This window comes from Acinetobacter sp. AS167, assembly GCF_037152175.1.
GTDB lineage: Bacteria > Pseudomonadota > Gammaproteobacteria > Pseudomonadales > Moraxellaceae > Acinetobacter.
The window spans coordinates 15,948-28,538 of sequence record NZ_JBBCMP010000004.1 but is presented as its reverse complement, the minus strand read 5'-3'; the positions used below and the strand labels follow the sequence as shown (position 1 = coordinate 28,538).

12 protein-coding genes are annotated in these 12,591 nt (G+C 38.3%); 4 read left to right on the top strand and 8 right to left on the bottom strand.

What is annotated here, in order from left to right; genetic code table 11:
* The 6 genes from WFN33_RS08820 to WFN33_RS08795 form a co-directional block, all read right to left on the bottom strand.
* Complete coding sequence (locus WFN33_RS08820; RefSeq protein ID WP_336952641.1) at positions 1 to 1,011, bottom strand: fimbrial protein; 1,011 nt, start codon at positions 1,009 to 1,011, stop codon at positions 1 to 3.
* 11 nt (positions 1,012 to 1,022) lie between these two features.
* Positions 1,023 to 3,641, bottom strand: coding sequence for an outer membrane usher protein FimD (gene fimD / locus WFN33_RS08815; protein ID WP_336952640.1), 2,619 nt, complete (start codon positions 3,639 to 3,641; stop codon positions 1,023 to 1,025).
* A 5-nt stretch (positions 3,642 to 3,646) separates the two neighbouring features.
* A complete protein-coding gene (locus WFN33_RS08810; RefSeq protein WP_336952639.1) occupies positions 3,647 to 4,348 on the bottom strand; it encodes a fimbria/pilus periplasmic chaperone in 702 nt (233 codons plus the stop codon).
* A 19-nt stretch (positions 4,349 to 4,367) separates the two neighbouring features.
* Entirely contained in the window at positions 4,368 to 4,853 is a 486-nt protein-coding gene (locus WFN33_RS08805) for a hypothetical protein (protein WP_336952638.1), read from the bottom strand.
* A 52-nt stretch (positions 4,854 to 4,905) separates the two neighbouring features.
* Positions 4,906 to 5,457, bottom strand: coding sequence for a type 1 fimbrial major subunit FimA (gene fimA, locus WFN33_RS08800; protein ID WP_016539504.1), 552 nt, complete (start codon positions 5,455 to 5,457; stop codon positions 4,906 to 4,908).
* An 849-nt stretch (positions 5,458 to 6,306) separates the two neighbouring features.
* Positions 6,307 to 6,768 (bottom strand): hypothetical protein, encoded by a 462-nt coding sequence (locus WFN33_RS08795; protein WP_336952636.1) that lies wholly within the window; start codon positions 6,766 to 6,768, stop codon positions 6,307 to 6,309.
* Positions 6,769 to 7,244: 476 nt separating this feature from the next.
* Between WFN33_RS08795 and WFN33_RS08790 the strand changes: the two genes are divergently transcribed.
* The 3 genes from WFN33_RS08790 to WFN33_RS08780 all read left to right on the top strand — a co-directional run bounded on the left by WFN33_RS08790 (position 7,245) and on the right by WFN33_RS08780 (position 8,988).
* Positions 7,245 to 7,841, top strand: coding sequence for a DUF4189 domain-containing protein (locus WFN33_RS08790; protein ID WP_336952634.1), 597 nt, complete (start codon positions 7,245 to 7,247; stop codon positions 7,839 to 7,841).
* Positions 7,842 to 7,953: 112 nt separating this feature from the next.
* Positions 7,954 to 8,406: a hypothetical protein gene (locus tag WFN33_RS08785; RefSeq protein ID WP_336952632.1), complete on the top strand. Its 453-nt coding sequence runs from the start codon at positions 7,954 to 7,956 to the stop codon at positions 8,404 to 8,406.
* Between the two features lie 48 nt (positions 8,407 to 8,454).
* Positions 8,455 to 8,988: a hypothetical protein gene (locus WFN33_RS08780; protein ID WP_336952631.1), complete on the top strand. Its 534-nt coding sequence runs from the start codon at positions 8,455 to 8,457 to the stop codon at positions 8,986 to 8,988.
* A gap of 190 nt (positions 8,989 to 9,178) precedes the next feature.
* Here WFN33_RS08780 and WFN33_RS08775 read toward each other — a convergent pair whose 3' ends face one another.
* Entirely contained in the window at positions 9,179 to 10,168 is a 990-nt protein-coding gene (locus tag WFN33_RS08775; RefSeq protein WP_336952629.1) for an ABC transporter substrate-binding protein, read from the bottom strand.
* Positions 10,165 to 10,758 carry an ANTAR domain-containing response regulator gene (locus WFN33_RS08770; RefSeq protein WP_336952627.1) on the bottom strand — a complete coding sequence of 198 codons (594 nt, stop codon included), beginning with the start codon at positions 10,756 to 10,758 and terminating at the stop codon, positions 10,165 to 10,167. The genes WFN33_RS08775 and WFN33_RS08770 overlap by 4 nt, the downstream gene beginning before the upstream one ends.
* A gap of 431 nt (positions 10,759 to 11,189) precedes the next feature.
* Between WFN33_RS08770 and WFN33_RS08765 the strand changes: the two genes are divergently transcribed.
* Positions 11,190 to 12,566, top strand: coding sequence for an MFS transporter (locus WFN33_RS08765; RefSeq protein WP_336952625.1), 1,377 nt, complete (start codon positions 11,190 to 11,192; stop codon positions 12,564 to 12,566).
* Positions 12,567 to 12,591 lie beyond the last annotated feature (25 nt).

Below are 12,591 nucleotides of genomic sequence, written 5' to 3'. Positions count from 1 at the left end.
CTAATCAAAATCCACTCTGAGATATCCTCTAGACTTAAACGGACCAATTTCTGGTTTATTTCCAGTGATACTGACAGGCCAAGCTTTGATGGTCACATTTGCTGGCTGTTGATTGAGATTAAACGGAATCACACTGTTGATATTGTTGGGCAATAACACATTGTCGTTTTGATCTGACATCTTAAAGCCAATATCTGGATTATCTGAGATCATCATATCTCCAGTGGCTTTTTCAGCTTCAAGCCGAAGTGTCAGCATTGCTTGGGCATCAATATTGGTACATTGAATTGCTAAGGTATGACTCTGTTTATTGACATTGTTGGGTTTATTGCCAGGACCAGCCTGACTAAAGGCATAGGCTGGAATTTCCCCAAACTTAATTTCTAAAAAATCACCTGTGCCAATTTTGCAGCTTTGTGGAACCGAAATAGAGCCACTGTAACTAATCTTATAAACAGGGATACTTAATGGATCTGCTGAACCCGTTGTGACATATACGGTAAACATGGTTTTTTTAGGGATAGGCACAAAGTCAATAAAGGGTTTAATCACTTTGAGGCGAAAGGTAAAGTTTGAATCCCAAATACCAAAGGGTTGGCCTTTACTTACATTGGGATCTGTACCCATCTGTACATAATTTGCAGGGGGGTAAAAATCTCCCGCAAAGCTATCGGTAATTTTCATAGCACCGACTAAATAGTCGTTGATCGGTAAGTATTTATATCGATCAATCGTTTCTACGACAGAGAGGTCGGAAACATAACTACGCATGGTTCTATTTCGACTAATATTGGAATTATGAGCAGGGCAGGTTCCATAAACTTGCGAAGAAAAATTCTTTTTAAGCTCTACAATTTTACCTACAGCGTTATTAGAGCTGCTGAAACTATTGGATAGATCATAAAAAACTTCATCCACAACACCATTTCCTTTACTGTTCCAACAGACAACTGCAAAAGATGGAGCTGAAGCAAGTAGCAACATACTGGAAATTAAAAGCTTAAATTTCATATGATCTCTCCTTATTGACATTCAAGATCAAATTGAATAACGGGTTTGCTAAGGTCCATGTCTGAAATATCGTAGTTTGCCAAACATTTTCCTTCAGCAGATTCGCCCCAATTCACTTCCAAGGTGCCTTTGAGCGGAAGTCCAGTTAGATAAACCCGGCCATCGTCTGCAACGATGCTGGTGGCTGAACTTCCTTTTTCAATCACACTGCTTGCATACGGGATAAACTTGCCGTTATGGGATAACGTGATAAGTGCTCTTACACCTAAACTGGTGTTAAACGTTGCTCTGGCAATCGCCCCTTTAATTGGGACGACATTTTCAACGTTATTGCTGATTTCGAGATTATTACTGAACGTATTTGAATTCAGCGCAACACGATTGGCACGATATTCAGTTGCATAAGGAACAATGGCATATCCACGCCAATCGGTTTTAACGCCTGTATAGTTTTCGATATTTACACCTTTGGCACCGGGTGCTTTAACCAAGATTGAGGTGCTCCCTAAAGGCTGACCAAAGGTAATACCATCACGGTGCGCTAAAATGCCACCAGATGCATTATAGGTAAACTGATTTGAGTTCTTTTCGTAGCTATAACCTGCACCTACTGTGCCGTAACTACCATTGTAATTTAGGCTGACTGAACCAATATCACCTTGCTTACTGACTTGTCCCTGATTGATGCTATAACTTAAATTTCGATCTTTCAGTAAGGTGCCACTTAAACCTGCCATATAGGACTCATTACCATTTGAATTTTGTGTGGTCGAAAAAGTGCTGTATGCATTTTGGATTGGATGATTACGGAAATTGGCTTTCGGCCATAACTTATCCAATGGGAAGGACAGATTCATGGCATACATGGTGTCACTCTGATTAATCTCAGAATATTTGTTACGGCTGACTGAGAATGAGTAATTCAGTGCTTTCCATGAGTTTGCATAACCGGCTTGAACCCATTCATTTTTTTTGTTGGTATCCCAATAGGTTTGCTGATTGCCTGAGACAAATAAAGAACCATAGTTTCCAAGTGAATGTGAGATGTTGACTTCAAAGCGACCTTTTTTAGAATTATATAAATTGTAGTAATCCGTAATGATTGGTGTATTGGCTTGATTTCCATCTTGAGTTTCGGAAACGTGATAACCACTCATACGATTATAAGCAACATCATTTAAGGTATAGAAACCCTTGGTCGAATAACGATAGCCTAATAATTGGAAGGTTGTCCCAGAGCTTAATAATGATTTTGAATATAAAAAACGCAAAGACTGTCCACTGCTTGAGGATTGATCTGCCAACTCACTGTCCGCATGGGTAAGGTCAAAAGACAAAGCCCCATAATCTCCAAGGTTGGCTCCTAGGCCCACCAGAGCACTCTTATATTTATCTGACAATTGCGTCCCAGCATAAACGGAAATACCATTTTTTAAACCGTGAATTGCAGTTGCCTGTAACAATGAAGGATTATCTTGAGAATCCAATCCACTGCGGTACTCACCCACTACTAGACTATATTTTGTGCGTCCTTCACGTTGTAAAACAGGAAGGCTTGAATAGGGCACTTGAAAGCTTTGAATCGAACCGTCATTTTCTTCAATGGTAACCAAAAGATCACCACTGATTGAGGTTGGATTTAAATCTTGGATAAGGAATGGTCCGGGTGCGACATTTACCTGATGAATCACAAAACCATTTTGTTTAATCACTACTTTTGCATTGGTTTTTGCAACCCCACGAACAGTAGGTGCATAGCCTTGCTGACTGTCAGGATACATTGCCTCAGAAGTTGACAAATGTGCGCCACGGAAACCAAAGCTATCAAATATTTCGCTACTTGTTGAACCGTCACCAAGCACCAGCTGGCTTTTTAAAGGAATAATTGTTTTTTGTACATAGGTGTTTAAATTATTCCATTGATTTGTGGTTTTACCATTGTGCGAATTAGCGTTAAAACTACCTGAATGTCGGAACTGCCATGAGCCAATATTGAGTCCATTATCCAGACGTAAAAAGAAACTGTTGGTATCTGTTTTAGAGTTGTCATAGCCCGAAATATTATAGTTGGTATAAAAGCCGTTGATCCCTTCATCCCATTGATCGGGTGGAATATAGCCGCGAATTTGGTTGCGTAAAGAAGCTTGCGGTAAACTGATCAATAATTTTTGTTTATCAAATTGAAAGTGGCTATTTGCACCTTCAATAATTGAAATAAAATCTACACATTGTGGGTTTGAGGTAGACAATTGCTCGTATTGGGCAATATTGACCCCAAATCCCTGCAATGTTTTGCTGTCTAAACACGGAAATAACCCAGTTGTATCTTGAATGCCTGATTTTTCAATAAAATTGATGTCGCGAGTAAACGCGTATTGATCATTGACATACACATCAACCCGGTACACGCCTGGCAATTGATGGGTCGATTTCTCAAATCTGCTTAAATCAGAGATTTGTGAATTGGATAAGTTATCTGTTAAAAATGCAGGGTTAAAAACCTGTTCTGCATGACTGGTTCTTGGGACTACGATTGAAATCAGCATAGTCATTGCGATACCCACTGGATATCGCTTCATATGTCTCCTTACGCATACAACATTGTATGGCATTGAAAATAGACTATTCATAATTATTACTTCAGTTCTAAATCAACTTTAGCTGTTAAACCACCGTAATCATTGACCGTTTGATAACTCAGTTTATTACCTGAAGTCGCTGAAATTTTTGTTTGGGCAAAAGGACTCGCCATCACATTTGGCACTTTTTGGTTATCAACAAAAACGTTCACAAAAGAAACATGATATGGAGATGGATTGTTAACCATGATTCCTTCTGCTGATTTTGAAAACTTAATCGTTTCTAATGTGGCTTCAGGTTTAGTTTTTAGATTTATCGGTCTTACAAACAGTTTGATTCGAGATAAAACAGCAAGTTGTAAAATATTCTTGTCAGTCAAAGTCGATTTATCAATCGAAGGAATTGCCTTAACATTGACCCAAAATACCGACTCTCTATCTTGTGGTAAGTTAGTGGCAACATTGACAATTCTTAATGTATTTTCGCTATTTGCTTCTGCGACAAATAAGGGAGGAGTAATAAGAAAATCTTTTGATTTTTCATCTAGATTATTTTCAATCCACGAGTTAATTAAAAAGCGTTCTTTATTGTTGCTGTTGACAATAGCCAATGAAACTTGCTTGGCATCGGTTGGGTAAATAACACGAGTTGCTCCAAGTGATATACCCCCAATAATATTGTTATTGCCCCAGCTGGTGGATGCTAAGCAGGCTAAGGTTATACTAAGAACACCATTTTTAAATAAGTTCAGTTTCATATAAGTCCTTAGAATTCATTTATGGATAAAAAACAGAAATTAAAATATTCGATGCTTGAGCGGATGACTTTTCTGAAGTTTGGTTGAGGAGAATACCAATCCTATTTTTAGCGAAACTGTCATAACGTTCAGGTCGATCAATTTGTCGAATAAATTTCTGATCCAGACCGGTCTGTTCAAGACTTTGAATGTTTAATTCTTGATTAATATCAAAATCATTTCTTGCTTTTGGGTCTGTATAAAACATCTCATGTGTTGGCTTATTTTGTTCAGATAGACCAATGGCGAGATTGTCGTAGATGCTTACAGGGCATAATGAAAAATTGATTTGAATTGGAGAATTGGGAGTTTTAATAGATACAGCAGCATTATTCTCAATTAAGATTGAACAGCTTTGATTTATCAAAACTCCCTGAAAATGAGCTCTTCCACCAAATACATAACTTTCTGCGTAAATATGAGTACTTACTAATATTCCAGCAATCAGGGTTATATACTTTTTCATGGTAAATAAGCTCATGTAATCAAATATTTAATAATTATCTTAGGCAGATAAATTATTCATATTTCACTACAAAAGTTGCATCAGCATTTGCTTGACCAGGTGTAGATGCACCTGTAGCTACATAGCGTGCGCTGAATTGAAGTGTGTTATCACCTGTGATCAATGTTTTAGGTGTAGAAAAACTTGCACCCGTAACACCTAAGATTTTTGAAGTGTCATCGGCAATCTCAATCCCTACATTTGTTGCAGCAGTAGAGTTTGTACCACCAGCAGCAACTGAAAGTAAGTTTGCATTAGACGTTACAGACTGACCATAAAATGCAACAGCTGCAGTTGCTTGAACTGTTGGATCACAGTCAACAAGTTTGATTTGGAACGGTACTGGAGTTGTTTTATCGCCAGCAACAGCTAAACGTGCAGTACGGTATTGACCTAAATCAACAGTTTGATTTGAAGATTCTGTACTTACAGCACATGCTGCATTTACGATTTCACCAGTAAAATGTACTGTACCACCGTTAACAGTTACAGGATCAGCAGCAAAAGCTGAAACAGAAAGTGTTAAAGCAGATAAAGTTGCAGTACTTAATAGAGCTAATTTCATAGTAAAACCCATTCATTTTAGAAGGTTGATTTTTAATATTTATTTAAAATCATTTTTTATGATTTCAATAAATTACACTTAGTCGCACTGTTTAATAAAATAGTAATGTACTTAAATAAATGCAGGGTTATAGTGACGCACATCACAATAAATAACTTTGTATTTTGTGCATAATTAATTTGTATTTGACGACCTTATCTCTTTTTATGAAAAGTATATGAATTAATGTGATTATTTTAGAGGGCTTTTATTAGATGTGTTGGGTAGAACGTCGTTGCTTAATATTGATAAAACTTGCTATGTTTTTTTTGATAAAAATGATCATTGAATGGATGGATATAATATTTTATTAGAATTAAACTTTATTTAATATCAAATGTTTATTGTTGAATTTGGATATTGGAAGCACTCATGATGGACTGATCTTATTGAATATTTGCTTTAGCGTGCTAATGGCTTAGAGTTGGGATAATGCGATAGGAAAGATGCTTGAAGCAGTTATTAATAGCAGAGGAGTTCAGCTTTTTAAGGGTATGATTAAGTATTCGCTAAGAGGTAAAGCGCTTAAATGCGATCTATTTCATGAAATTCACCAGTAATCATAAAAAGTATTTACTACATACAATGAAGGTTTACTGATTAAGTTTAAGCATGAAAAAATAAACCGCTTTGAGCATTCTGGCTGGGAGCTAATAGATAGGTCATTATTGGATGATCAATGTAAATAGAAGACTATAACTAGATCACAGTAACCTTCTCGGAGGACAGACTTGACCCATAAAGGGCAGTTGCATAACAACAGCAATCAAAACTAGACGATTTATATAACGGTTTATTGTGGATAGCGTTTTATTTTTTAATCTGAGAAGGCATTCCAATTTGCGCAGCCAAAGGCGAAAAAATAACTTTAATTGGAGAGTTCGCCTGGCTATGCTGTACATCTGGCCCTATATAATTCTTGCCTTGAGATGTTGCAAAACTACGATGCCACACACTAAGTTCAGTGTCTGACAACCACTCTATGTGTAAAGCATTATCCTTTGCGCCAAAGTCGATGGTTCTTACATCAAATTGCGCCAATGCATAAATAAATGATCGACATTTTTCAGTTTCACCTTTTTTTAGAACTGAAACCTGAACTTGTGTTGCACCACCAAACATGACATCGTTGGCTCGGCACTGTAGGACTTCTACATGAAAACGTCCATCGGGAGAGGGCAGATCTCTGATCAGCTTATTTACACTGTTGGATTGGCATGCAGTGAGTACAATTGGCACTATGAGTAAAGTAAATGTCCTAGTCAGTTTCATTTTATTCCTTTGTATATCAATACATCACGATTTTTCTTTTATGTCTTCATTCAAATCGATCAGTTTGCTCCTGCTTTTAGAAAATCAGTTGAATTATTTTTCACAACTTAATTTGATCATCTTATCGCATGAAATATTTACTGGCGATTTAATTTCGTATGCAGTGTTAGAGTTTATCTGAGTTAGAGTTTATCTGAATTTTTTTAGTTTTAAAAATATGTTTTTGTATTGATTTTTCACATGATTTAATTATTGTGTTTAGCCGTTCTGTATTTAATCTTACTGGTAATGCTTATAGAAAATTTAATGAATAAAAAAGGGCTTGCAGAAAAAAGTTGTAGAAGTTTTAATCTAAGTTTGAACGTTAGATAAAATATTAACATTCCATCAATCGGAAAATTGATCATATATTGTTTGTTTTTCTAAGTGAAAATCATTCAATTTATTGATGGTTATTGGCCATGAGGGCTTTTATTATGTTTAAAACATTCACGATCGCAGAGCAACACTATTTAAAACAATTCATGGGGATTGCAAACACGCTTGTGTTGGCGTTTGTTGTTTTGATGTGGTCAGGCCATGTGGCCGCAGAGGGCAATTGTCCTCCTGGTTATTATCCAATTGGTGGGCAAGGCTTGCAAGGGTGTGCACCGATTCCAAGTGGCGGTAGTAATGGTGGTGGCGGTGGTGGCACATATAAATGGGAACCCTCACTTTGGGAAAAACGTTGGGGCGCGATTGCTGAAGATAAGGCAGCACCTTCTCGACCTACAGGTTATGCCCAAGCGACAAGAACCGAACGTGGGGCAAAAAAAGTAGCCTTGGAAAATTGCCAAAAAAAGGGAGGTAAAAATTGTGAGGTCATCTTTACCTATAACAATAAATGTGTTGCCTTGGCTGATCCGACTCAAGGTGGTCAAGAGTCTGTGATTAGAATTGATCGTACGCCCGCAGGCGCCAAAGCATTAGCTGCTTATGAATGTCAAAGTAAAAACAAGCAAGAGTGTAAAGTGGTTTACTCAGCATGTAGTACTTATTACGAGCCGGGCGCCAGTATATTTTATTGGTGGTAATACATAGCGGTTCTGCTTTAAGTAACATCGCCTATTGTGATAAACCCGAGATAAGTATTTGAAGTAAAATATATTTAAATAAAAGATCGGATCTTTTTAAAGGATAAAAATGATGAAAGCGGTTAATTTTTTACTGGGCAGTATTTTAGCTTTGCCCTTGTTTGCACATGCAGATGCCTTGAAACTGCAAAAAAGCACACAGGAATTTGATCAATATCGTGGTCAAATTACAGTAAATGGAGAATATTCATATTATTTTGATGATGAAGTGGCAGGTGATGTTATCTGTTTTCATCCCAGTGCGCCTTCAGATCAGTTGATACCGCGTAAGCCGGATGATCGCCGTTCACGCTGGTTTTGTTTCAATGATACTCAACAGGCAGCTCAGGCATTGAAACTCAACAAAAGACCCAAGGAAGGCTATATTGGCTATACAGGACATGCAACTGTAACGGTTGGAGAATATGCGGTTTATAAGGGCGAAAGTGATGGTACTGATCTGGCAAAATTGGTATCAGTCGAAAAAGCAGATACCCCAAAACTAGTTAAAAGCTCTGGTTATTAAAGCGTATTGTTATCGCGCTGTTAAGTACATATTTAAAGGAAATAAATCATGAAAATCTTTAGTTTTTTATTGGCAGGTATACTGGTCACGCCAATTGTTGCACAGGCAAAAACACCACAACAATGGGCTGAGTGTGCCGATAAGGTTGGGCGTACTATCGATGTGCAAGAAGTTGGTAATATCGGCTATGAGTCAGAAATCAAAAGCAAGTGTGGTACACGTCCTGTTCCAACAACGGGTATGGCGAAACCAGATGGTAAACACCCACATGACGTTATACAGGCAGCACCTTGGAAAGCTCGTTTTCAGCAATTAGTTGGCAAATCATATGCAAATCTCACTTCAGCTTTAGTGGTATCCAGTGCAATGCAGCGTCAGGGTGATTGGCTGGTAGGCAGTGGTTATGACCCACGTGGGGCGGGTTCGAGTAAGGCCGTCATTGCGATCAATACCAAAACAGGTAAAGTCATGGCGGCTTATTCAGATACTGAAGATGGTGTTAAATTCTTTGGCTTTGATGAAAATACTAAAGGTGTTCCAAGTAAATTTTCACAATGGGTTGCGGAAAGTGCGGCGGGTTAATTTGCAAAATGATCATGCAACTTGATCCTTAAGCTTAGTAATGTATAAATAACCGTAATTAATAACTATTCGAATATTAAATAATGATGCAGTGAGCTTAGCGCTATAAAATGGTGAACATTTTATGTCTAGTTTTCTGCATCTTTGTCAAAGCAACTTGCAGCTTGATACATTTTAAATTAGTCATTTTTTAAATTAAATCACCCGTGCATTGTGTCGAAATTTTTTTGATTTGTGCCGTATCGAGTTCTAAGTTATCCCATTTGCACATTTGTTGAATAATCCATTCAAAATCATCTGGTTTTGGTCGGTCCTGTGTACCAAAAGAGCGAATAATATTTTGTATTTTATGAAACGCATAGGTATGCACTAGATGAGAACAATTGAAACGGATGATGTCACTCACTTCTAGCATATGCCATATGGGTTGTAGTGATTGCAAGGTGCTTAAATCATGTTGTGCCTTTTGAATCGCCGTCTGCAATGCATTTAACGTATTCGGATGCTTGTTTGCCCATTCATGGGTGGTGGCTAAAACTTTATCCGCCACTTCAGGAATAATCTGTTTACTCTCAGCAATTACATAACTATAACCTTCAATCTGCGATTGGATATTCCACGGTTCACCGACACAAAATCCATCAATGAGTTGTGATGAAATCGCATCCACCATATAGGAAGGGGGCAGTGTGGATGGTTGGTATTTTTTTGCCAAGTCTGGATCTGCCAAAGCCAACCACTCTCTTAAACAATAATGGTGGATGGACTGTTTAAATACATGGGCCAGTTGTATTTTGTCGCCTTGTTTTAAGGCTTGAACTACTTTCACTGCTGACGCTTGCGCAGTATCTTGCGTGTGAATTTTTAACTCATAGCAGAGTTTTTGGCTCAAGCTGATAAATGCACGATTGGTGCTCAACACCAATGAGGTTTGTAAGGGAATACCCAGCTGATCATTGCCTGTCGCAGCAGCGGGAAGCATGGCAGAAAGACAATGTGCGGCATCTAAAATGCCAAAAGCTAAACGATCACGTAAACTTGCCCAAGAAGGCTCTTTCACCAACCTAACCTTCAGACCTTGCTCAGTAAAATAACCTTGATGTTGTGCCCAAAGTATTGCAGTGCAATCCAGCAAAGGAATATAGCCTAATTCAATGTCCGTGGTTTCAAGTGTGTTCATTGTTTATTCCTTGAAATTTCTTGGAGCAAGGCTTGAGCATCGATTAACTTTCTTGCCATTTCCCCCATGGTGATACGGTGACTCATGGCGTTTTTTCGTAACAAACTGAAAGCTTGTTCTTCTTCAATTTGATGCATCTGCATCAGCATCACTTTGGCTTTTTCAATATCTTTACGGTCAGCAAGTTTGCATTTGGTTTCATTGAGATCTTTTAAGAGCTTTTTATGTTTTTTAAATTGCTCAATCGAAATTTCTAAAATACTTTCCAGTTTTTCAGGATCAATCCCATCAACAATATAGGCGGTTACACCCGCTTCAATAGCACTTTTGATGGTGTCTTTTTGCGAGTTTTTAGTGAAAAGCACAGTGGGTAAATCAAACTGACTTACACAGCTTTCAATAATATCTCGATGTGGATGGTCCATATCCAGCAAAATCACATCAGCATATAAGTGATGAAGATCGGTACTATTTAAATGGTCAATCATCAGACATGCGACCACCTCGAAATCATGTTCGATCAAAGAGGATTTGATAAAAGATGCCCGCTCTATATCATCATCGATCAGGGCAATTCTTAATTTTGGCATGTCGCTACTCAAGTATGTCCTGACATGAACTTTCAGCATATAAGCAATTTAGATGCCAATATTTCGCATGAATAGTGCTGTTTTAAAGCATAGTCACAGAATGTTAAAGAAAATTGATGCACTTTATTGACGCAATTTGCCTTCTAAACATGCAGTTTTATGATTTACATTTTATCCGTGCGGATAAAAAGCATGAACGTGTATCACAGGATAAAGGTACAACTATTCAATCATAAGTACTGAGTATTCAAGCAAAATAAAAAATTAGATATTTAGAAATATTAAACTGGCATGAACTATGCATAGTTTAAATCAAGTCAATGAAGACTTTCAAAATTTGTAAGACGGCCAACGACGTCCGTTCTGATCGTTACTGATATGCCTCGTGCATAACAGCAACTTATATGCGTTCAGTTCAGGAGATCGAAGCTATGTCTTCAAATTTAGATGCGAAAAAAGCAACAAAGATTCATCTTTTCAATTTTAGCAGTGCAGCAATGCGGGCCTTCCATATGAGTTGGCTTGCTTTTTTTGTCTGTTTCTTTGCATGGTTTGCCTGTGCGCCGTTAATGCCTGTTATTGCAGGTGAATTCCATCTCACCAAAGATCAAATCGCCAATATTAATATTGCTGCTGTTGCAATCACGATTGTAGTGCGTCTGATTGTTGGTCCTTTATGCGATAAATATGGCCCACGTAAAACCTATACCGCATTATTGATTATCGGCAGTATCCCTGTATTTGGGGTGGCATCAGCCAATAGTTATGAGTCTTTTCTATTCTTCCGACTCTTGATTGGCGCAATTGGTGCCAGCTTTGTTATCACCCAATATCACACCAGTATTATGTTTGCACCAAATGTCGTAGGCACTGCAAATGCAACCACAGCAGGTTGGGGTAATGCAGGTGGAGGCGCAACTCAAGCCTTGATGCCTTTGATGCTCGCAGCATTGGTGATGTTCGGTGTTGAACAAACCATGGGCTGGAGAATTGCACTAATTGTACCTGGTGTGATGATGTTAATTGTCGGTGCAATGTATTGGAAGTTTACTCAAGACTGTCCACAAGGTGATTTTAAAGAGCTTCGTGCACAAGGTCTGCATGTGGGGAGTGATAAAAAAGGCGGTATGGCAATTTTGATGCATGCTGCAAAAAACTACCGCGTTTGGATTCTATTTGGTGCTTATGCAGCGTGTTTTGGTATTGAAATTTTCATTCATAACATTGTCGCAATGTACTACGTGGATCATTTTAAATTTGGTTTAAAAGAAGCAGGGATGGCAGCAGGGATTTTCGGTTTACTTGCACTGTTTGCCCGTGCGCTTGGTGGTATCGTTTCTGACAAGGTGGCGACTAAAAAAGGTCTCGATGGTCGCACGAAAGTGTTGTTTGCCATGATCCTGTTAGAAGGCGTATTCCTGATTGTCTTTTCACAAATGAATACCGCGATTCTGGCGATTCTGGTCATGACCGTATTTGCTTTATTTACCCATATGGCCTGCGGTGCGACCTATGCACTGGTTCCATTTATTGATCGTGATGCTTTGGGTGGTGTGGCGGGCATTATCGGGGCAGGCGGTAATGTCGGTGCTGTTGCTGCGGGTTTCTTATTAAAAGGCATGTTGGATATTCAAACGACGCTGATGGTTTTAGGTGGTTTGGTAGTGATTGCTGCAAGTTGTGTATTGATGATTCGTTTCTCGGTTGAACATAAAGAGAAAGAGCAAAAGTTATTTGAAGCTGCTGTACTGGAGCGAAATAGCATGGAACAAAATGCTGTAAGTCTTAAACAAAACAGTGCGACTTAATTGAATAACAAGAGCAAAAACAATC

Bases quoted from the DNA above. Each gene is read 5' to 3' on its own strand.
- WFN33_RS08820 (WP_336952641.1), bottom strand. From the start codon at position 1,011: ATGAAATTTAAGCTTTTAATTTCCAGTATGTTGCTACTTGCTTCAGCT.
- fimD (WP_336952640.1), bottom strand. From the start codon at position 3,641: ATGAATAGTCTATTTTCAATGCCATACAATGTTGTATGCGTAAGGAGA.
- WFN33_RS08810 (WP_336952639.1), bottom strand. From the start codon at position 4,348: ATGAAACTGAACTTATTTAAAAATGGTGTTCTTAGTATAACCTTAGCC.
- WFN33_RS08805 (WP_336952638.1), bottom strand. From the start codon at position 4,853: ATGAAAAAGTATATAACCCTGATTGCTGGAATATTAGTAAGTACTCAT.
- fimA (WP_016539504.1), bottom strand. From the start codon at position 5,457: ATGAAATTAGCTCTATTAAGTACTGCAACTTTATCTGCTTTAACACTT.
- WFN33_RS08795 (WP_336952636.1), bottom strand. From the start codon at position 6,768: ATGAAACTGACTAGGACATTTACTTTACTCATAGTGCCAATTGTACTC.
- WFN33_RS08790 (WP_336952634.1), top strand. From the start codon at position 7,245: ATGTTTAAAACATTCACGATCGCAGAGCAACACTATTTAAAACAATTC.
- WFN33_RS08785 (WP_336952632.1), top strand. From the start codon at position 7,954: ATGAAAGCGGTTAATTTTTTACTGGGCAGTATTTTAGCTTTGCCCTTG.
- WFN33_RS08780 (WP_336952631.1), top strand. From the start codon at position 8,455: ATGAAAATCTTTAGTTTTTTATTGGCAGGTATACTGGTCACGCCAATT.
- WFN33_RS08775 (WP_336952629.1), bottom strand. From the start codon at position 10,168: ATGAACACACTTGAAACCACGGACATTGAATTAGGCTATATTCCTTTG.
- WFN33_RS08770 (WP_336952627.1), bottom strand. From the start codon at position 10,758: ATGCCAAAATTAAGAATTGCCCTGATCGATGATGATATAGAGCGGGCA.
- WFN33_RS08765 (WP_336952625.1), top strand. From the start codon at position 11,190: ATGTCTTCAAATTTAGATGCGAAAAAAGCAACAAAGATTCATCTTTTC.